Raw genomic sequence first — 20584 nt, 5'->3', positions numbered from 1 at the left:
CGCCACCCGCGATACCCTCGAATGCGACTAGTCCTCACCCCCAGCCCCTCTCCCTCAGGGAGAGGGGGGATTGGCGGCCCAGCAAAGATTCTCTGGGATTGGGAATAGCTGTGGCTAGGAACTGGGAGCAGCCGCCTCAGAGCGGGCGGGCTTGCGCTGAAACTGGGCGAGGAGAGAGTTCCAGGCCAGGCGGGCCATCGACAACAGCCAATTGCCCTCCAACTCCCTAAACAAGTCCATGTTCAGCTTGAAGGCGTAGTTGGCTTCCGCCACAATGCGCTCGATGGTGGCCTGATCCAGTCCCAGGGCGTCCATCTGAGCGCGGTAGCGCTGCTTGAACTTGCCCTCATGAGGGATCTGCTCGAAATCGTAAAAGGCCGTTCCCTCTCCTGGCGGCAGGCCCATGGCCCGGCGGGCAATATTTTTCAGGATCTGGCCACCCGACAGGTCGCCGATGTAGCGGGTGTAGGCATGGGCAATCAGCAGAACCGGGTCTGTTTCCACCACTTCTCGAATGCGGTTGACGTAGACCTGGCAAGCGGGGGAGGGCTTGACCACAGCGCGCCAATTGGGGCCGACAAAATAATTTAAATCCTTCTCCAAGCTGGCCTTGCGCCACAGCTCCGGGTAGTAGAGCCGGCCCACCAGCGGGTGCTCTCGCAACTGCGCGAACCCCTCTTCCAGAGCGCCATAGACAAAGTAAAAATTGCCCACATAGCGGCTGTAAGCTTTTTTATCCACCACCCCCTTGAGGAAGCACTTGATGAAGGCCATATTCTCGGCCATGGTGTGGGACTGCTTGGTGCCCTCCCGCAACTGGGCCGATAGGCTGGTGTTCTGATTCTCTTGATGGTGCAGACTCACAAAACCCTCCTCGTCAAAGACGGCTGCTTGTGTCCAGTTGTTTTCAAAAACATCAATAAAGATCGCCCTGGCCTGAGAAGCTGTGTAAACCCATTTCAACCCCTTCTCATCTGGATGAAGGTAGATCCTGCCGGGGAACCCCTCTGGTCACCGCGACGCAGACCAGACCCCCCTAACAGGCTGAGCGCGCCCTCATAACGACTCGACTCAGCCTCTAGGCCTACCCCACTTTTCCGATCCCTGTTGACGACCGGCAAGCGGAGTCGGAGCAGCGGCTGACTTCCCAACGGTCAACGATTAGAATAATCTGCCTGAGTGTGAATGGATGTGAACAATCCTTAAGTTGGGGATCGCCCTAAGGTTGGCAGCTTGGGTGGGATCCAGGTGCCATTGCCCAAACTTTCCGGATGCCCCCTCGGCCCTTGTAACGTTCGTTGACGATCGTTGGTGGGGTTTCTATAATGAAAGGCCTGACTGCAGCGCGACCCCTCCCGAGCAACGCATGACACAATTAGCAGTGCCATCCCCTGCCGCTCCTACCTTTCCTGACCTGGTAGAGATTCAGCGGGAGAGTTTCTTATGGTTTTTGCGAGAAGGGTTTGAAGAGGAGCTTCTCAGCTTTTCCCCCATCGTCGATTACACGGGCAAGCTGGAGCTGCACTTTTTGCCCGAATATCGCCCTGGGGATCCTTCCAAAGGATACAAGATCAACAAACCGCGCTACGACCCTGAGGAAGCTAAGCGACGGGATGCTACCTACCAAGCGCAAATCCGGGTGCCCACTCGCCTGATCAACAAGGAGACCGGCGAGATCAAGGACATGGACGTCTTCATCGGCGAACTGCCCTTGATGACGGATCGCGGCACCTTTATCATCAACGGCGCCGAGCGGGTGATCGTCAACCAAATTGTGCGCAGCCCCGGCGTCTACTACAAGTCGGAACTGGACAAAAACGGCCGCCGCACCTACAGCGCCAGCCTCATCCCCAACCGGGGCGCCTGGCTGAAGTTCGAGACCGACAAAAACGGCCTGGTGTGGGTGCGCATCGACAAAACCCGCAAGCTCTCGGCGGCGGTGCTGCTGAAAGCCTTGGGCCTGAGCGACTCGGAGATCTACGACAGCCTGCGCCACCCCGAATTTTTCCAAAAAACCATGGAAAAAGAGGGGCACTACAGCGAAGAAGAGGCCCTGATGGAGCTGTACCGCAAGTTGCGGCCCGGCGAGCCTCCCACCGTCTCCGGCGGCCAGCAGTTGCTGGAGTCCCGCTTCTTCGATCCCAAGCGCTACGACCTGGGCCGGGTAGGGCGTTACAAGCTCAACAAAAAGCTCAATCTCAACGTGGCGGAAAACGTGCGGGTGCTCACCGTCCCGGACATCTTGGCCGTCATCGACTACCTGATTAACTTGGAGTACGACATCGGCCATGTGGACGACATCGACCACCTGGGCAACCGCCGTGTGCGCTCGGTGGGCGAGCTCTTGCAAAACCAGGTGCGGGTGGGTCTGAATCGCCTGGAGCGGATCATCCGCGAACGCATGACAGTTTCGGAGTCGGAAAACCTCACCCCGGCCTCTTTGGTCAACCCCAAGCCCTTGGTAGCGGCCATCAAGGAGTTTTTCGGCTCCAGCCAGCTCTCCCAGTTCATGGATCAGACCAACCCGCTGGCGGAGCTGACCCACAAGCGGCGGCTGTCGGCTCTGGGACCGGGCGGCCTGAGTCGGGAACGGGCTGGCTTTGCCGTGCGGGACATCCACCCCAGCCACTACGGACGCATCTGCCCCATCGAAACTCCCGAAGGCCCCAACGCCGGGCTGATTGGATCCCTGGCCACCCACGCCCGCGTCAACCAGTACGGCTTCATCGAAAGCCCCTACTACCGTGTCGAAAACGGCGTGGTGCGCAAAGACCTGGGCATGGTCTACCTCACCGCCGACGAGGAGGACGAGTATCGCGTGGCGCCGGGGGATGTGCCGGTGGATGCCGAAGGCCGCATTACCGCCGACTTGGTGCCGGTGCGCTACCGTCAAGAGTTCACCACCGCCCACCCCACGGAAGTGCACTATGTGCAGGTGGCGCCGGTGCAAGTGATCTCGGTGGCCACCTCCTTGATTCCCTTTCTGGAGCATGACGACGCCAACCGCGCCCTCATGGGGGCGAACATGCAGCGGCAGGCGGTGCCTCTGCTGAAGCCGGATCGGCCTTATGTGGGCACGGGTTTGGAAGCCCAGGCGGCGCGGGACTCCGGCATGGTGGTGGTGTCGCGCACCCACGGCGTGGTGACCTACGTTTCTGCCGATGAAATTGTGGTGCGGCCCGAAGATGGCGGGGATCCCATCGTCTATCGTCTGCAGAAGTACCAGCGCTCCAACCAAGATACCTGCCTCAACCAACGTCCTCTTGTCTACGCGGGGGATCGGGTGGTAGCCGGGCAGGTGCTGGCGGACGGTCCGGCTACCGAGGGGGGCGAGCTGGCTTTGGGTCAAAACGTGCTGGTGGCCTACATGCCCTGGGAGGGCTACAACTACGAAGACGCCATCTTGATCAGCGAGCGGCTGGTCTACGACGACGTCTTCACCTCGGTTCACATCGAGAAGCACGAGATCGAGGCCCGGCAAACCAAGCTAGGCCCTGAAGAGATCACCCGCGAGATCCCCAACGTGGGGGAAGATGCCCTGCGCGACCTAGACGAAAACGGCATTGTGCGCATTGGGGCCTGGGTGGAGGCCGGCGATATTTTGGTGGGCAAAGTCACTCCCAAAGGGGAGTCGGATCAGCCACCAGAGGAGCGACTCTTGCGGGCCATCTTCGGGGAAAAAGCCCGCGACGTGCGGGACAATTCCCTGCGTGTGCCCAACGGCGAGCGCGGTCGGGTGGTGGATGTGCGCATCTTCACCCGTGAGCAGGGGGACGAGCTGCCTCCGGGCGCCAACATGGTGGTGCGGGTTTACATCGCCCTCAAGCGCAAAATTCAAGTGGGGGACAAGATCGCGGGCCGCCACGGCAACAAGGGCATCATCTCCCGCATCTTGCCGATCGAGGACATGCCCTACCTGGCGGATGGCACACCGGTGGACGTGGTGCTCAACCCCTTGGGGGTTCCCTCCCGCATGAATGTGGGCCAAGTGTATGAGTGCCTCCTGGGTTGGGCAGCAGAACATTTGGGAGTGCGCTTCAAGTTGATGCCCTTCGACGAGATGCATGGTTTGGAGGCCTCGCGTTTGACGGTGGAGGCCAAGTTGCGGGAGGCCCGAGAAAAGACCGGCAAAGATTGGATCTTCAACCCAGAAGGTAAGTACTGCGGCAAGATCCAGGTGTTTGACGGTCGCACCGGGGAGCTTTTCGACCAGCCCGTTACGGTGGGCCGCGCCTACATGTTGAAGCTGGTGCATTTGGTGGACGACAAGATCCACGCCCGCTCCACCGGCCCCTACTCTTTGGTGACCCAGCAACCTTTGGGGGGCAAGGCGCAGCAGGGTGGCCAGCGCTTTGGCGAGATGGAGGTGTGGGCTCTAGAAGCGTTTGGGGCGGCCTACATCTTGCAGGAGCTGCTCACCGTCAAGTCCGACGACATGGTGGGTCGCAACGAGGCTCTCAACGCCATCGTCAAGGGCAAGCCCATCCCTCGGCCTGGCACGCCGGAGTCCTTCAAGGTGCTGGTACGGGAGCTGCAGTCCCTCTGTCTGGATGTTTCGGTCCACAAGGTGGAGACGGACAACGAGGGCCAAACCCGCAATGTGGAGGTGGATCTGATGGCCGATACTTCCAACCGTCACACTCCCTCTCGACCCACGTATGAGTCGGTTACGCCTGAGGATCTTTCCCTATCGCCTGGGGCGGCCTTTACCTTCGCCAGCCGCAGCCAAGATGAGGACGGAGAAGAGGAAGAGGAGTTTTGATTGTCGATCGGGATCCCATTCGACCTGTGAAGGAGGGTGGTGTTTACCTCTCCCTTGGGTTTAGGTAGCAGGGCAACAAGTCAGGAGAACAACGGCGATGGCCAAAACAGAGCAACGCTTTGACTATGTCAAAATCGGCTTGGCTTCTCCAGAGCGGATCATGGAGTGGGGCCAGCGCACCCTGCCCAACGGCCAAGTGGTGGGGGAAGTCACCAAGCCGGAGACCATCAACTATCGCACCCTCAAGCCGGAGATGGATGGTCTTTTTTGCGAGCGCATCTTTGGGCCGGCCAAAGACTGGGAGTGCCACTGCGGCAAGTACAAGCGCGTGCGGCATCGGGGGATCGTCTGCGAGCGCTGTGGGGTGGAGGTGACCGAGTCGCGGGTGCGCCGTCACCGCATGGGTTACATCAAGTTGGCTGCCCCCGTCACCCATGTCTGGTATTTGAAAGGGATCCCCAGCCACATCGCCACGCTGTTGGATATGCCGCTGCGGGATGTGGAGCAAGTGGTCTACTTCAACGCCTACGTGGTGGTGGATCCCGGCAACGCCCCCAATCTTTCCTACAAGCAGTTGCTGACCGAGGATCAATACCTCGAGATCGAGGATCAGATGTACGAGGAGGGCTCGGAGCTGCAACTGCCGGAGAACTGGGCCATGATCGGGGCAGAGGCCATCGAACGCCTGCTCAAGGATATCGACCTGGAAAAAGAGGCGGAGCAGTTGCGGGAGGACATCGCCGGTGCTCGCGGCCAGAAGCGGGCGCGCCTGATCAAGCGGCTGCGGGTGATCGATAACTTTATCGCCACCGGATCCCGTCCGGAGTGGATGGTATTGCGGGTGCTGCCGGTGATCCCGCCCGATCTGCGCCCGATGGTTCAGTTAGATGGGGGCCGCTTTGCCACCAGCGACCTCAACGATCTCTACCGCCGGGTGATCAACCGCAACAACCGCCTGGCCCGGCTGCAGGAGATCATGGCGCCGGAGATTATTGTGCGCAACGAAAAGCGCATGCTGCAGGAGGCGGTGGACGCGCTGATCGACAACGGTCGGCGGGGGCGCGTGGTGGCGGGGGCCAACAACCGTCCCCTCAAGTCCCTATCGGACATCATCGAGGGCAAACAGGGGCGCTTCCGGCAAAATCTGTTGGGCAAACGGGTGGACTACTCCGGGCGTTCGGTAATCGTGGTGGGGCCCAACCTGCGCATGCACCAGTGTGGGCTGCCCAAAGAGATGGCCATCGAGCTGTTCCAGCCGTTCGTCATTCACAAGTTGATCAAGCGGAACATCGTCAACAACATCAAAGCCGCCAAAAAGCTGATCCTGAGCAACGACCCGCAGGTTTGGGATGTGCTAGAGGAGGTGATCGACGGCCACCCCGTCTTGCTCAACCGCGCCCCGACATTGCACCGTCTGGGGATCCAAGCTTTTGAGCCGATCCTGGTGGAAGGGAGGGCGATTCAGCTCCACCCCTTGGTCTGCCCGGCTTTCAATGCCGACTTCGACGGCGACCAGATGGCGGTGCATGTGCCCCTGTCGTTGGAAGCCCAGGCGGAGGCACGCTTGCTGATGTTGGCCACCAACAACATCCTCTCCCCGGCCACCGGCGCTCCCATCATCACCCCCAGCCAAGATATGGTGTTGGGATGTTACTACCTGACCGCAGATAACCCCCACGCGCCCGCGGTTGAAGATCGCTACTTTGCCAGCCTCGAGGATGCTCTCATCGCCTACGACCGCGGTGTCATCGGCCTGCACAGCAAAATCTGGGTGCGCTACAACGGCCCGATGGAGCTGGGCAAGGGCGAAAAAGAGTCCGAGCCCCAGATTATCGAAGAAGCGGGCGGCACCCGCCTCAAGATCACCAACTACCGTCGCATCCGTGAGGATCAAGACGGCAACGTGATCAGCCAGTACATGCGCACCACGGCAGGTCGGATCATTTTTAACAAGGCGGTGCAAGATATTTTGTCTGCCTAGACCCACTCCCGAGCTGTCCTCTTCTTTGAAGGATGGATTGTCGGGATCCCCTCACCCAGCCGTTGTCGAGAATCTGCTGAAAATATCAGCGAGGCATCATGAGTGAAAAAGGACGCCTTTCCGCCGGCCTGTCGCGTAACAACGCCGAGGCCCCTCTGCCCCCTGTGCCCTTTCGCAACTATCAAATCGGCAAAAAAGAGCTGCGCAATCTGATCGCGTGGTCGTTTGCCCGCTACGGCACCGCCCGCACCGCTCAGATGGCGGATGCCCTCAAGACCCTGGGCTTCAAATACGCCACCCAGGCCGCCGTCTCCATCAGCGTCGAGGATCTGCGCGTCCCGCCCAGCAAGCGGCAGTTGTTGGCCCAGGCGGAAGCGGAGATCGAGGCAGCTACGGAGCGCTACACCCGTGGAGAAATCACAGAGGTGGAGCGCTACCAAAAGGTGATCGACACCTGGAACCAGACCAACGACCAGATCAAGGAGGAGATGCTCAGCAACTTCCGCCAAAACGATCCCCTCAACTCCGTGTACATGATGGCCAACTCGGGAGCGAGGGGGAACGTCTCGCAGGTGCGGCAGTTGGTGGGCATGCGCGGCCTGATGGCCAACCCGCAGGGGGAGATCATCGACTTGCCGATTAAAACCAATTTCCGCGAGGGCCTGACGGTTACCGAGTACATCATCTCCTCCTATGGGGCCCGCAAGGGGTTGGTGGATACAGCCCTGCGCACCGCCGACTCCGGCTACCTGACCCGCCGTTTGGTGGACGTCTCTCAGGATGTGATCGTGCGCGAATCCGACTGCGGCACCGAGCAGGGCATTCTCCTGGAATACCTGATGGACGGGGACAAAGTGGTGGTGTCCTTGGAGGAGCGCCTGGTGGGCCGGGTGCTGGCGCGGGATGTGGTGCATCCGCAAACCCAGGAGATCATTGCCCGTCGCAACCAAGAGGTGGATCACGACCTGGCCAAAACCATCGTGGAGGCCGGCATCCGGCAGGTGATGGTGCGTTCTCCCCTCACCTGTGAGGCTAACCGCTCCGTGTGCCGCATGTGCTATGGCTGGAGCCTGGCCCACTCCCGCCTGGTGGATTTGGGAGAGGCCGTCGGGATCATCGCCGCCCAATCGATTGGGGAGCCGGGCACCCAGTTGACCATGCGCACCTTCCACACGGGGGGTGTGTTCACCGGGGAGGTGGCCCGCCAAATTCGCGCCCCCTTTGCCGGCGTGGTGCGGTTCCCGAAAAACCTGCGCACCCGCCCCTTCCGCACCCGCCACGGCGATGACGCTCTCCAGGTGGAGGTGAACAACCAAATCGTCTTGGAAGGCCCAGACGGCCAGCGGGAAGTCTTCGACATGACCCAGGGATCCACCCTGCTGGTGCGGGACGGAACCCAGGTGCAGCGGGATCAGTTAATTGCGGAGGTGTCGCTGGCCAAGGCCAGCCGCAAGAGCACCGAAAAAGCCCAGAAAGAGGTGGTGGCCGACCTGGCCGGCGAAATTCGCTTTGCCGATCTGCCCATCGAGGAGAAGACCGACCGCCAGGGGAACACCACCTACACCGCCCAGCGGCAGGGGTTGATCTGGGTGATGTCTGGCCAGGTGTACAATCTCCCGCCGGGGGCCGAGCCGGTGGTGAAAAACGGGGATCGGGTGCAGGCGGGGGATGTAATCGCCGAAACCTCGCTGGTGACGGAGCACGGCGGCATTGTGCGGCTGCCGGAGCGCAGCGACACCAAAAGTGGGCGCGAGGTGGAGATCATCAACGCTTCTGTGGTGCTGCACGAGGCGCGGGTGCGGGTGGAATCCCACCAGGGCCGGGAGCAATTTTTGCTGGATACCGCCAGCGGCCAGACCTTCGTGCTCAAGGCCACGCCGGGCACCAAAGTGGGCAACGACGAAGTGGTGGCAGAGCTGATCGACAACCACTTCCGCAGCCAGACGGGGGGCTTGGTGAAGTTTGCTGGCATTGAGGTGGCACGGCGTGGCAAGGCCAAGCAAGGTTACGAAGTCATCCAGGGTGGCACCCTGCTGTGGATCCCGGAAGAGACCCATGAGGTGAACAAAGACATCTCCCTATTGAACGTGGAGGATGGCCAGTACGTAGAAGCCGGCACCGAGGTGGTGAAGGACATCTTCTGCCAAAATGCCGGCGTTGTCGAGGTCATCCAGAAAAACGACATTTTGCGGGAGATCGTCATCAAGCCGGGATCCCTGCATCTGGTGGACAACCCCGCCGATTTGGAGGTGAAAAGCGGCACCCTCATCCAGCCAGGGCAACAGGTGCTCAGCAGCATCGTTCCCGACCAACTGGTCTATCTGGAGCATGTGGAAACCCCCGAAGGCCCAGGCTTGCTGCTGCGCCCGGTGCAGGAGTACGAAATCCCCGACCGGCCCTCGGTGCCCAGCCAGGAGTCCACCAGCGAGTCCGGCCGCTCCATTCGCCTGCGGGCGGTGCAGCGGGTTCCCTTCAAAGATGGAGAGCGCGTGAAGTCGGTGGGGCCGGTGGAGCTCCTGCGCACGCAACTGGTGCTGGAGATCGATACCGACGCCCCGCAACTGAAGGCCGATATTGAGCTGATCCAAGATGAGAAGGATCCCAGTATCCGCCGCCTGCAACTGGTCATTCTGGAAACCCTGCTGCTGCGCCGCGATGTGGAAGCAGATCTGACGCAGGGGAGTACCCACACGCGGCTGTTGGTGAGCGAGGGAGACAACATCGCCAGAGGAGATGTGATCGCCCGCACCGAGATTCAGGCCAAAAAAGCCGGGATCGTGCAAGGGATCCGCCAGGGCGCAGAAGTGGTGCGGCGGGTTCTGGTGGTTACTGACGACGACCTGCTGACGGTGCCCCTGGCGGGCCCGGCCAGCGTCGAGGTGGGAGCGCTGGTGCGGGCCAGAGACGAGCTGGCTCCGGGGATCCCTGCTCCCGAGTCGGGGCAAGTGATGCAGGTAACCGATGGCCAAGTGGTGTTGCGGGCGGCACGGCCCTACTTGGTGTCGGCGGGCGCCATTTTGCAGGTGCGGGATGGGGATCTGGTGCAGCGGGGGGATTCTTTGGCCCTCCTGGTGTTTGAGCGGGCCAAGACGGGGGATATCATTCAAGGTCTGCCGCGGATCGAGGAGCTGCTGGAGGCCCGCAAGCCCAAGGAAATGTGCGTTTTGGCCAGGCGGCCCGGCACGGTGCAACTGAGCTGGCGAGGAGAAGAGCCGGATCTGCGGGTCATCGAAGCCGATGGCACGGTTACCGAGTATTCGGTGATGCCGGGGCAAAATCTGATCGTGGTCGATGGCCAACCGGTGCAAGCAGGGGATCCCCTTACCGATGGCCCCGCCAATCCCCACGACCTCTTGGAGATCTACTACGAGTACCATCGCCAAACCTTGGGAGATGACCAAGCAGCGCAGTTGGCTTTGCGGGAGGTGCAGCGCTTTTTCGTGAACGAAGTGCAGAATGTCTACCGCTCGCAAGGGGTGGAGATTGCCGACAAACACATCGAGATCGTGGTGCGCCAGATGACCTCGAAGGTGCGGGTGGATGACGGCGGCGATACCATCCTGTTGCCGGGCGAGCTGGTGGAGCTGCGGGAAATCCAGCAAACCAATGCCAACATGGCCTTTACCGGGGGAGCGCCGGCCAAGTACACGCCCGTCTTGCTGGGGATCACCAAGGCCAGCTTAAACACCGACAGCTTCATCTCGGCGGCTAGCTTCCAGGAGACCACGCGGGTGCTGACGGAGGCGGCCATCGAGGGCAAGTCGGACTGGCTGCGGGGGCTGAAGGAGAACGTGATCATCGGGCGTTTGATCCCCGCGGGCACCGGCTTCAGCACCTACGAGGAGATGGCGCCAGAACCGGAGCCGGAGGAAGAGGAGGAGCCTGTCGTGCTGCCGGAGCTGCCGCCCCGTTTGATCTTGGAAGACGACCAGCTCATCGACGACTCCACCCCTGCTTTTGACGAGCTGGAGGAGGATGAGGAAGAGGAGTGAGGCGCTGGAGCTCTCGGATTGGGCCACTTTGCAAGCTGAAATCGTCCGTTGCCGTCGCTGTCCCCGCCTGGTGGCTTGGCGAGAAGGGGTTGCCCAGCAAAAGGTGGCCCGTTTTTGCGACCAACTCTACTGGGGCCGACCGGTGCCGGGGTTTGGGGATGTGCAGGCGCGGCTGTGGGTGATCGGCTTGGCGCCAGCCGCCCATGGGGGCAACCGCACAGGCCGGGTGTTTACTGGGGATCCCAGCGGGGATTGGCTATTTCGCGCCCTGTACCGGGCCGGGTTTGCCAATCAACCCACCTCAATCCACCGGGAGGATGGCCTGCAATTGCGGGATTGCTACATCTCAGCCGTGGTGCGCTGTGCGCCGCCGCAGAACCGTCCCACCGCCGCAGAAGCCGAAGCTTGCCTGGGCTATCTGAGACAAGAGCTGGAGCTGTTGACCCAGGTGCGGGTGATCTTGGCGTTGGGCCATTTTGCCTTTCGCTACACCTTGGCGCTCTTGCCGCCTCTCAGGCCCCGCCCCCGCTTTGGCCACAACTGCGTCATTCCTTTGGGAGAGGGTCGCTATTTGCTGACGTCTTACCACCCCAGCCGCCGCAACACGGCCACCAAGCGGTTGACAGAGGCGATGCTGGACGCCGTCTTTGAGCGGGCGCAGCAGTTGTTGTCCCCATCTCCGCCATCCACCCCCCTGATCGAGTTTTGAGCCGAAGATTCTGCAGTGGCCGGACGTTTGGCCAAAGGCTGGAGTCGTTGCCGCCCCTCACCCCCAACCCCTCTGCCCCAAGGGGAGAGGGGAGCTGGAGATCGGCGGAGGAGCTGTTTCATATTGCAATGGCAGCGACTACCTTGCTGAGCCGCCGGGCCCGGCAGGGATCAAGCCGGCTGCCAGGTTTCCAGGCGGTAGGCGCTGTCCCAAAACAGCCATTCCAGGCGGGAGGCGGCTACGAAGGCGGCGGTCATCTTTTCCCGCATCGCCGCTGTGGTCTGCGCAGCCAAGGAGTCGGTGAGGTCGAGGGCCTGTTGCACCACCTGGGCAAATTCTTCCCCCGCGTAGGTGTCGATCCATTGTTGGTAAGGATTGTTGGGCTTGGCGGTGCAGTAGATGGCGGATCCCACCTCGCGATAGATCCAAAAACAGGGCAGCACGGCGGCCATGGCCACCTCGTAGGGATCCAAGGCAGCCGCAGCCAATAGAAAACGGGTGTAGGCGAAGCAGGCAGGAGCGTAGGTTGTCTCCGGCTGGATGTCGTAGAGGCGAAAGTAACTCTCGTGCAGGCTGCGTTCGGCCACAATGGCCCCCAGGGCAAAGTTCAAGAAACTCACCACCCGCTCAGCCCCTTCAGAACGAGCCCCGATCAAGGCGAGGGCGCGGGCAAAATCGGTGAGATAAAGAGCATCTTGCTGCAAATAAAACTGGAAGCGCTGCCGCGAGAGGCTGCCTGCCGCCAACTCACGGTTAAAGGGGTGATCCAAGATCTGTTGGTAGATAGGCTCGATCGTCTGCCAGAGGTGGGTGGTAAAGGATTGGGACATGGTGGCTCTCTCGCGGCGTTGTCTATTTTTCTACCGCTTTTCAGAGGGTCGGCCTAGCTGGAGCTAGGCTTCCGGCATGAGGGGGCGGAAGCCATGCTTGCGAGACAGTTGCCCGATTAAATCCAGTTTTTCCAGGGTGATCAAGTTGCGGCCCCAACTGAAATTGGTGTACAGGCCCTCAAACTCCAGCAGCATCGACTCGGCGAAGCAGGCAAAGAGCTGACGGGCCGGGTTGGCCACATTCAAAAACTGCATGATGTTCCATTCAATATCCAAAGAGTGCTCCACCATCCCCCCGTCAATGACGTAAAGTCCCTTTCGTTGCAAGTTAGAGGCAATGTTTTTCGGGTAGCCGCCGTCAATGATCACGCAGGGATCCGGCAACACCTGCGGATCGAGGGTCATGCCTTGGCTCATGCTGGCCACCCAAACGATAAAGTCGGCGCGCGGCAGGGCCTCTTCCAGCGAACAGATCTCCCCCTGCTTGAGCTTGGCCTGCAACTCTTCTAGGCGCCGCCGCTCCCGGGCGATGAGCAACAATTTGCCCAGGTGGGTGTGGGCTATCAACCACCGACAGATGGCGCTGCCGATATCTCCGGTCGCCCCCACCACCGCAACCGTAGCGGCTGCCAAGTCCATGGCGTAGCGCTGGGCCGCCAACTGTAGCTGCTGACAGATGATGTAGGCGGTGTGGGTGTTGCCGGTGGTAAAGCGTTGGATCTCCAAGTCGATGTTGCGGACTCGCCTGAGACTGTCAAGGCGGAAATTCTCGAAAATAATGCTGCTAAACCCCCCCAGAGCGGTGATGTTCAGGCCGCGCCGCTGGGCCAGAGCCATCGCGTTCAAAACTTTCCGACAGGCCGCCTTCACCCGTCCCCCCGCCAACATTTCCGGCAAGAAACAGGATTCGACGTACTGCCCATAAATCTTTTGGCCGGTAATGCTGGTTACCGTAATCTCGTCCACCACCTGCGGGGGAGCCATGCACCAGAACTCTAGGTCGCTCTCTGCATATTCGGAATAGCCCAGCTTGTCTGCCACCCGCTTCGCATGAGCCAAGCTGGTCAAGTGCCCGATCAGGCCGAACATAGAGGTTTACTCGCTTGCATGACTAATGGATCGCATCAGGATCCCATCAAAACACGTCCATACGCGGGAGAGGTAGGGATCCCCGACAGCCGGGCTGAAACTCCAGTCCAGCAGCAGAGGATGGATACCGGGTTGGGTCACGCTGCCCGCAAACCCTGGGCCGAGAGGCGCATCACCTCGCGGGTGCTGAAGCCGATGTTGGCCAGCGCCTCGCCATAGGCAATCATAAAGTCCTCGACGATGGCCTCGCGATCCATATAGATGGCTTCCACATCCTCGTCTACCTGCTGCAGCATCTGCCAGACCAGGGGCAGGTTCTGGGCATTGGCCGCTTCGATCTGAGCTTTGACCTCGGCAAAGTGTTCGCCCAGCCAGCGCTCGCCAAAGTTCAGGTGCAAATACTCGTCTTTGACCACTCCCTCGGTGATCTTGCGGGCAAACTCATCGGCAACCGGGATGTAGATGTTGTAGGCGGCAATGGCAAAGCACTCGATGATCAAAGACTGAATGACAAAACAGGAGACCAGATCCCCTGCCGCCGCGGCGCTTTGGAAATTGTTGCGCAAAGGGGCGAAGAAAGCGCGGGCAAACTCCCTATCCGGCTCTATTTGCAGGTTTTTGCCGCAGGATTGGAAGCCTTTCATGTGCCGCAATTCCATTTTGGCCAGCTTGCGCAGCTCTTCTGCTGCTTCCGGCAGCAGTTCGGCCAGCTTGAGGTAGTTGTCGTGGGCTTCTTGTTCCCCTTCGATGACAATGCCATTGATGCGGGAGTAGGCCTGCCGATAAACCGCGCTGCCGTAGTCCAGGGTGGTGCCACCCTCGCTAGCCAAGGGCTGGGGGGGATTGGGCAGGACGTTCGCCGGGGCCATACTCATGCATCTCCTCTCGCTGTGGTTTGGCTGTTGTGGATTGTTGGTTGCGGATGTCCAGCAACGGCATCGCTCTTCTAACAGGATAGCCGTAGCTGCTGCAGAATGGGTGGGATCCCTTCTGATTCAGGATAGGGGTCTGCTAGCGTGAGTGCTCAGGTGCCGTTGGGGAGCCTGCTGTATGTCTGCTCTTGGGGATGGCCTGAACCAACTGCGGCAGTTGCTGGTGGAGTTGGAGGAACAGTCCCTCGATCAACCGATTGGCAGCGCCGAGGAGGTGTTGCAGGCGATCGAGCTGGCGACGGCTTTTGAGCTGTTCGAGGCGGAAAGCAGCCGTTTGCTGCTGCAGATTGTGGCCAATCTCTGGGATCGAGTACGGCAACAGGATCTGTCTTCAGAAGAGATTGAGACGGTCTCGGAGAAGTTGCGGGCGGTGGGCTATACCCATTCTGAGATCCAGGAGATCCTCGATCTGGAGCCGGAACTCTAGGCTTGCACCATGCCCAGCTCTGCCGGGGCGACATCTGCTTCTATTTGGGTGGTGCTGTCGTAGCAGGCCCCGCGCAGGTTGGCCAGCTTGAGTTTGCACTGGGCAAGAAGGGATCCCTTTAAGTTGGTTCCGGTGAGATTGGCCCCCGCCAAGTCCGCTTGGCTGAGATCGGCACCGCTCAAGTCCGCTTCGGCCAGGTTGGCTCCACGCAAGTTGGCTCCCTGCAGTCGGGATCCCTGCAACTTGGCCTTTTCTAGATTGGCCAGGCGCAGGTTGGATCCCTGCAGATCGGCTTGGCTGAGGTCGGCACCGCTCAAGTAGGCCCGCTCCAGATTGGCAGAGGCCAGCTTGGCCTGCCGGAGAATAGCCCCCCCCAAATCGATCCCGGCCAGGTCGGCCCCGGCCAGGTCAGCCCCGGTTAGTTGGCTGTTGCTGAAGTCGCGCTCGCCGCTGCCGTAGCGTTGCAGCAGCTCTGCCCCAGTTTCTACCATCGCCGTTTTCCACGCCAGACGAATTGGATCCTACCCAGGAATGGAAGGGCCGCCAAGAGCAGGCTACGATGGGCGCAAGCCGTTTTCTGGGATCCCCACTGATGAGCTTGCCCCGTGTGCCCCGAACTCGCCCCCGCCCCAAGCTGCGCTCGATCCCGCGCCGCCAAACCGAATCCGCCCTCTATGCCGAAATGCAGCAGCTCACCGTGGAAAAGCAGCGCCTCAACCAGGAGCTGGAGTCTATCCAAGAGCGGCAAGGGCAAATTCAGTCCCGGCTCCAGGAAATCGAGCAGGCCATGCAACACCTCCAGCAGCAGGCAGAAGCTTTTCGGGATCCTGCCCCCGCCTCTGAACCGGCCAAGCTCAGATCCCGTCCTTGCCGCTTCCCACCCATGACCTTCGAGTATTGAGGGGATCCCCGCTTAAACCGCATTACCCTATTCTCGGAGAGCCAAAGCAACAAGTCAGAGATTTTGTAGCTAGCTTAACTATTTGCTGCTCGTCTCCAGCCGACTCTAGAATTCAGGCTGGTTAACAGCTATTCTCAAGCCGGCTGCACACCTATTTGAACTTTCAGGTTTATGAATGCTTAGAGCGGGTAGGTTTTGTTGTCTTCGCCAAGACATCCCCCGGTCGCCGCAGGGTCAAGAAGGGATTGATTGCCTGAATGTTGGCCTGGGGATAAGCTTGCTGAACCTGCCCAAAAGTTTGTTGCGAGATAGGGTGCCCGTCAGTCCAGAGGGGATGGCGCACGATCCGCACTTCCCGTCCTTTATTTCCCGTCCACACCGGCAGCGGAAAGTCCTGAGGCGCTCTCTGGAAGCCTAAGTTTTCCAGCAGCGGCGGCAGTGCTCGCTCCACCAGGCGCCGCCAAGGATTCTCCTGACCTTCCCCCCAAGGGGTTTGCAAATCGACCGGCGCCTCAGCATCTCGCAGGAGGCGAGCCATATCCAAGGCCAGCCGCCAGTCCAACAGCCCGTGGTAAACCAGGTTGTAATAATCGCGCAAGCAGTTGTTGCAAGACGTGTCGCAGCCCTCTTGGTGCTGCAGCCAACGGTCGGCTAAACTGTTGGGCCGAGACAAGTCCTCCTGTTCTAGCAGCTTCGAGAAAACTTCCGGCTGGGCAAGGTAGAGGCAATACCCTGCGCCGTTCTCCAGCCTATCAAACAGAAAAGCTCTTCCCACCACTCGACCGGCCTCTGCTGTGGTCTGAAAGCTGGCTTGCAACTCGTCAGGATCCACATCCAGAAAAGCACAGGCAGCCGCCCGCAACCAAAACGCAAAAGAATACAAAGCTGCTCGCCCTTCCAAAGTCCTTGGGTCGGCAAACACGCCAGTTGGCCAAGTCTGAAAGCCGACCAGCAGCACATCAGTGCGTCGCTTGGACAGCAAGGCAATTCGATAGGTAGGGCCGATCCCTTTGACTTGTTCCCCTTGGGCTTGCGAATAGGGATCGAGGCAGACATAGGCTCCCGCCTGCTTCTGGCCAAAAACTTCCGCCGCTTGCAGCCGGAAACCACCCTCGCCGCCGCGATCGTTGACGATTAGAACGTTGCCGCTGCCACCCTGCAGGTGAGCGTTACCAGTCTTCGCTTCGCGCTCAAGCTCAGGCACGCCCAGGGTGGGCCGGCTAACGCGGGGTTGCCACTCAAATTGACCGTCGAAATCCCGCGGCTCCAAGTTGGTGAAAAAGCCTGTCGGCTCACGGGCATCGATACAGCGGAGGGTGGGTTGCCCGCATACAGGGCAAGTTTGATCCGCCGGCTTGAACGCAGGAGGAGAAGAAAGGGGCGGCTGAGGTTGGTAGTTCTCGATCATGGCTTGGCAGTTGCGACAAAATCCCAACCAGCGGTTGGGTTGGTCAAGGGGTGGCACCAAACCGGGACGCGATTGCACGCCTCTTTTGTGAGGCGCCAACTCCACCAGCCCGCAGGCGGTGTGTACCGCCCGATCTTTGACGATTTCTGAGCCGGGGGCAAATTGTGCGATCGCCGTATCCAAGTCACGATCGATGGTGCCTTGGCTAGCTGACCAGCGAGTGTAGAGCAATCGCACCCGCGTGGGAAAGCCAAACATGGGCAAGATGCCGGCATTGGCCAAACGCTCGCTGAGTTGAGTTTGTCTGTAGGCGTTGGAAGCGGCAATCTCGTTAATCTTATCGACCAACTCCTCGCGGATGTGGCGATGTAAGGCTTGTTGCTCGTCAACCGAGAGATGAGTTTGCTGGCAAAGTTGAGCAATCACGGTTCGAATCTCTTGGTCATGGCTAGCAATCCAGTTGCGAACCGATGGTTCCACCTTTGGCCAGTTTTCGGCTAGGCCAAATTCCCCGTGGATGCTGGTCACGTCTTCGAGATCCACTGCAGCGGATAGATCTTGTTGTGAGACTTCCTGAAAAGCTTGTCGCAAAACCTCTTTCGCGATGACGCGCTGGGCAATACTACGGCTGCGCAGATCGATGTAAGGGGGAGGTGGCGGATCGCCGGTAATAGCCTCAGGGCGCTGAAAGTAAAAATCGTCGTGGCTGCGGCCTCGGCAAAACGTAATCGCCAAGGAAACCCCGGCGCCGCGCCGCCCAGCCCGTCCCACCCGCTGCTGGTAGTTGAAACGCCGCGGCGGCATGTTCGCCATCATCACCGCCAACAGCCCGCCGATGTCTACCCCAGCTTCCATGGTGGTGGTCACGCTCAGCAAATCAATGCCCTGAGCCAGCGGTATTTCCCCTTCCAAAAATACGTCCTGAAACCAGCGCTGCCGTCTGAGGCGATCCTCTTTGTCCGTTTGGCCAGTTAATTCGGCAGCATTCATCCGAAACGGTTCGTTGTCAGGATCGGAGAGGTAGGCGTAGTAGTCCAAGTCGCGCGGCAAGCTGCTCGGCTGCAATCGGATGACCTGCGGGTCAGAGTGTCGGCTGGTGTTGTGGCCGCCGCTGCACTCCGGGCACCATCCCCCCGCGGCATGCAAGTAAAAGGCGCTGCACTGAGGACAGCGGTAGCCTTGAAGACCTTCGCGAGAGACAGGCACGAGGTAGAGGCAATCTGGATCCAAAACCAGTCCGTCCGAGCTACTGCTACCGATCTTGCGCAACTCCCCCTCAATCTGCGATTTCAGTCCTGGCTTGCCCTGCTCTTCTAACCTTTCCAGGTATCGAACCACACACCTCGGCAGTTCCCGATTAGAATCAACCCTGTAGTACTTGGAGAATCGATGCTGCTTGCGAACTCCCAGTTGGCGGATGACAGCACTCACAACTTCTTGCAGTTCCGGCGGGACTTGAGCCGTAACATAGCCCTGGCCAAAAGACTCAGTGTTTCTGACCGCATGGGCAAACAGCGCGAACATCATTTCATCGGCCAAGTAGGCATTGAGCTTGTCCAGGTGTTTTTCTTGCTCTGGAGTCGGGCGGTCGGCTCTTCGTGTTATTGGGTTGTTTTGCCAGTTGTAAAGCTCCGTCCAGTGATGCCGATCCTTGTTGATGGCATAGTAGAGGGCGCTAAAGGACATACCACCAGGGCATAGTCCCAACTGTAAGAGGCGGTCTGCCAGAGTGCGTCGAAGCTTGAGGAGTGGAACTTGCCCGGGGTAAGACTCGAGCATTGCTAGCCATTGTTGGCGTGCCTCAGGATCGGCCGGCGGCATGTCCTGCGCCCAAAACAATGCCTCGGTAGCAAGGGTAGGCTGCAGATTGGCAAAGCGATTGCGTGCCGCCCAATCCTCCGCCATCCGCTCAACGTCTTCCAGCAGCTTGGGATAGCCGCGCAACCGTTGCTGCCGTTGCTCTGGGGTAGGTAAAATGCTGCGCAGAAAAGCCCGCAGGTCTTGCCAGTACTCCCGCGCCAATCGCACCAGCAACAAGCGCACCATATCGCGGTAGTGATCCATTTCCATCCCAGCAGCCAATTTGGCGGCGTCCTGGCGGCTATCGGAAAAAATCACCAGCTTGCGGGATTGCGGCGTCGGCATTTCCCGCAACAAAGCGCCGGCAATCACCTGACAGGCTTTCTGAAATCCAGTGCGATGCACACGTAGCGGGGTGGGATAGGCTTCGCGGCGGGCGCGATCGGTATCGCAGCGCGGGCAACGGGTCGGCAAGGCAGGCTGGTTCTCGGCCTCTACTTGGTACACCCAGCCAGGAACCTCGCCTTCTTTAGGAGGTGTCTTCTCTTTGTTGAGTTCGCCCGTAGCGGGGTTGAGTTTGGCCTCGACCCACCGCCGCTTGACTTTTCCAGCGCTCCACTCCAGATCTTGCGGCTCGGTCGCCCAAGGTTCTGGGTCATGGGGGAGGGGCCAAAAAACGCGATAGTTCCCGGATTTTTGGGTGAGGCTTACTAAATCGGGAATGCCTTCTAGATCAGGTTGATCGGGAGTGAGGATAACCGACTTGCCAGACGAGTAAGCATAACCCCCTAGGAATACCTCCCCGCAAACTTCGCAGACGATCAAATCCAGAACCCGTGCCCCGCAGTCGCAACTGAGGCGGTGCTGGCTATGTAAGGCACCGATAGGCGGAGGGGGTTGGTTGTCCTCTTGAGGGCGTTGGGCAACGCTGCACTTGGGGCTGCTGCACGCCCACAGGCCTTGCAGGTTGTGAAAGAAGAGGTGGCCGCGCACGGGCTGGGGCGATCGCCCATCTTCTCGCTTCGCTACTGCCGTTGCCATCAACAGTCCCCGCAAGGCCTCAGAGACCAGACCGCCTGCAGGCACGGGTGCGCCTGGAAACAGTTGCTGGTCAACTTTTTGGATGGGGGTGGCGCGCACGCTGCCGCTAGCCTGCCGACAGGCCTCCCGCAGCGCATCTGCAACGTTGAGTCCCTCGAGGCACTCCCCCAAAGCCTGCTCTGGGGATCCCAAGCTGGGATCGCCGCCCAAAGCCCGCACCAGCCTCGTCAGGGCTTCTTTAGTGACTGGGAGAGGGCGCAGCGGCTGGAGGGGATCCGGCTGCACATCGCTGGCAAACTGAGCAAAAGCAGCTTGATGCTGACGCACTTGTGCTGGCGCTTTGGGAACCGGAGGAACTTGTTCCCCGGCAATCACCACAAAGCGATCGCGCCCAACAAACTCCCGGAGAAACTTGCGGCCTGCCTCGCCCTCTTCCAAGCTGGCACTGGTGGCCAAAACCTGCAGTTGTTCTGAGTTGACTGTTAGCCCCAAACGGTACAGCAGTAAGCGCAGCAAGTAGGCTACTTCTGAGCCTGGCGTCCCTCGGTACAGCCTGTTAAGTAATCAAGGGGTACAGTAGCAACACTTAGCAAACCAACTTCGGAAGCAGGATGGATTGATCAGGAGTAAAGAAGTCTGCACTATCTGCTCCATGCTATACAGCCTGTTAATTTAAAATAGGGTACAGGTTTTAAGAGGAAGGAGAGAAGGG

General features: G+C 60.0%; 12 protein-coding genes and 1 pseudogene. 6 read left to right on the top strand and 7 right to left on the bottom strand.

Annotation, left to right across the window (positions count from 1 at the left end; all coding sequences use genetic code 11):
- Nucleotides 1–114 precede the first annotated feature (114 nt).
- Nucleotides 115–864: a heme oxygenase (biliverdin-producing) gene (locus NW844_RS01625; protein ID WP_414332905.1), complete on the bottom strand. Its 750-nt coding sequence runs from the start codon at nt 862–864 to the stop codon at nt 115–117.
- 502 nt (nt 865–1366) lie between these two features.
- On the opposite strand from NW844_RS01625, the gene rpoB reads away from it, so the two are divergent.
- From rpoB to NW844_RS01605, 4 genes are all read left to right on the top strand, one after another.
- Nucleotides 1367–4762: a DNA-directed RNA polymerase subunit beta gene (gene rpoB / locus NW844_RS01620; protein ID WP_414332903.1), complete on the top strand. Its 3396-nt coding sequence runs from the start codon at nt 1367–1369 to the stop codon at nt 4760–4762.
- A 97-nt stretch (nt 4763–4859) separates the two neighbouring features.
- Nucleotides 4860–6743: a DNA-directed RNA polymerase subunit gamma gene (locus NW844_RS01615; protein WP_414332901.1), complete on the top strand. Its 1884-nt coding sequence runs from the start codon at nt 4860–4862 to the stop codon at nt 6741–6743.
- A gap of 98 nt (nt 6744–6841) precedes the next feature.
- A complete protein-coding gene (locus tag NW844_RS01610; RefSeq protein ID WP_414332899.1) occupies nt 6842–10735 on the top strand; it encodes a DNA-directed RNA polymerase subunit beta' in 3894 nt (1297 codons plus the stop codon).
- Complete coding sequence (locus tag NW844_RS01605) at nt 10719–11444, top strand: uracil-DNA glycosylase (protein WP_414332897.1); 726 nt, start codon at nt 10719–10721, stop codon at nt 11442–11444. Before NW844_RS01610 ends, NW844_RS01605 begins: the two co-directional genes overlap by 17 nt.
- A 170-nt stretch (nt 11445–11614) precedes the next feature.
- On the opposite strand, the gene tenA is transcribed toward NW844_RS01605, so the two are convergent.
- From tenA to NW844_RS01590, 3 genes are all read right to left on the bottom strand, one after another.
- The gene (gene tenA / locus NW844_RS01600) at nt 11615–12274 is read right to left on the bottom strand and encodes a thiaminase II (protein WP_414332895.1); all 660 of its coding nucleotides are present in this window, start codon (nt 12272–12274) and stop codon (nt 11615–11617) included.
- A 63-nt stretch (nt 12275–12337) separates the two neighbouring features.
- The gene (locus NW844_RS01595) at nt 12338–13363 is read right to left on the bottom strand and encodes a long-chain acyl-[acyl-carrier-protein] reductase (protein WP_414332893.1); all 1026 of its coding nucleotides are present in this window, start codon (nt 13361–13363) and stop codon (nt 12338–12340) included.
- A gap of 137 nt (nt 13364–13500) precedes the next feature.
- Nucleotides 13501–14232 (bottom strand): aldehyde oxygenase (deformylating), encoded by a 732-nt coding sequence (locus NW844_RS01590; RefSeq protein ID WP_414332891.1) that lies wholly within the window; start codon nt 14230–14232, stop codon nt 13501–13503.
- A gap of 181 nt (nt 14233–14413) precedes the next feature.
- Between NW844_RS01590 and NW844_RS01585 the strand changes: the two genes are divergently transcribed.
- Complete coding sequence (locus tag NW844_RS01585) at nt 14414–14722, top strand: hypothetical protein (protein ID WP_414332889.1); 309 nt, start codon at nt 14414–14416, stop codon at nt 14720–14722.
- Here NW844_RS01585 and NW844_RS01580 read toward each other — a convergent pair.
- Nucleotides 14719–15213, bottom strand: coding sequence for a pentapeptide repeat-containing protein (locus NW844_RS01580; protein ID WP_414332887.1), 495 nt, complete (start codon nt 15211–15213; stop codon nt 14719–14721). The genes NW844_RS01585 and NW844_RS01580 overlap by 4 nt on opposite strands.
- A gap of 101 nt (nt 15214–15314) precedes the next feature.
- Between NW844_RS01580 and NW844_RS01575 the strand changes: the two genes are divergently transcribed.
- Nucleotides 15315–15623: a gas vesicle protein GvpV gene (locus tag NW844_RS01575; protein WP_414332885.1), complete on the top strand. Its 309-nt coding sequence runs from the start codon at nt 15315–15317 to the stop codon at nt 15621–15623.
- 169 nt (nt 15624–15792) lie between these two features.
- Here the strand turns inward: NW844_RS01575 and NW844_RS01570 are convergent, their stop codons facing one another.
- The gene (locus tag NW844_RS01570; protein ID WP_414332883.1) at nt 15793–20388 is read right to left on the bottom strand and encodes a helicase-related protein; all 4596 of its coding nucleotides are present in this window, start codon (nt 20386–20388) and stop codon (nt 15793–15795) included.
- A gap of 48 nt (nt 20389–20436) precedes the next feature.
- A pseudogene (locus tag NW844_RS01565) lies at nt 20437–20532 on the bottom strand (IS630 family transposase); the annotation flags it as partial.
- Nucleotides 20533–20584 lie beyond the last annotated feature (52 nt).

Origin of the sequence: Synechococcus sp. H55.2 (assembly GCF_047462495.1) — a bacterium.
Classification (GTDB): domain Bacteria; phylum Cyanobacteriota; class Cyanobacteriia; order Thermostichales; family Thermostichaceae; genus Thermostichus.
The sequence above is the reverse complement of the archived record's forward strand: the minus strand, read 5'-3'. Positions and strand labels throughout refer to the sequence as shown.

What these genes read in the sequence shown, in the direction of transcription:
- NW844_RS01585 (WP_414332889.1), top strand. Translation starts at nt 14,414, where the DNA reads ATGTCTGCTCTTGGGGATGGCCTGAACCAACTGCGGCAGTTGCTGGTG.
- NW844_RS01580 (WP_414332887.1), bottom strand. Translation starts at nt 15,213, where the DNA reads ATGGTAGAAACTGGGGCAGAGCTGCTGCAACGCTACGGCAGCGGCGAG.
- NW844_RS01605 (WP_414332897.1), top strand. Translation starts at nt 10,719, where the DNA reads ATGAGGAAGAGGAGTGAGGCGCTGGAGCTCTCGGATTGGGCCACTTTG.
- NW844_RS01575 (WP_414332885.1), top strand. Translation starts at nt 15,315, where the DNA reads ATGAGCTTGCCCCGTGTGCCCCGAACTCGCCCCCGCCCCAAGCTGCGC.
- NW844_RS01615 (WP_414332901.1), top strand. Translation starts at nt 4,860, where the DNA reads ATGGCCAAAACAGAGCAACGCTTTGACTATGTCAAAATCGGCTTGGCT.
- tenA (WP_414332895.1), bottom strand. Translation starts at nt 12,274, where the DNA reads ATGTCCCAATCCTTTACCACCCACCTCTGGCAGACGATCGAGCCTATC.
- NW844_RS01590 (WP_414332891.1), bottom strand. Translation starts at nt 14,232, where the DNA reads ATGGCCCCGGCGAACGTCCTGCCCAATCCCCCCCAGCCCTTGGCTAGC.
- rpoB (WP_414332903.1), top strand. Translation starts at nt 1,367, where the DNA reads ATGACACAATTAGCAGTGCCATCCCCTGCCGCTCCTACCTTTCCTGAC.
- NW844_RS01610 (WP_414332899.1), top strand. Translation starts at nt 6,842, where the DNA reads ATGAGTGAAAAAGGACGCCTTTCCGCCGGCCTGTCGCGTAACAACGCC.
- NW844_RS01595 (WP_414332893.1), bottom strand. Translation starts at nt 13,363, where the DNA reads ATGTTCGGCCTGATCGGGCACTTGACCAGCTTGGCTCATGCGAAGCGG.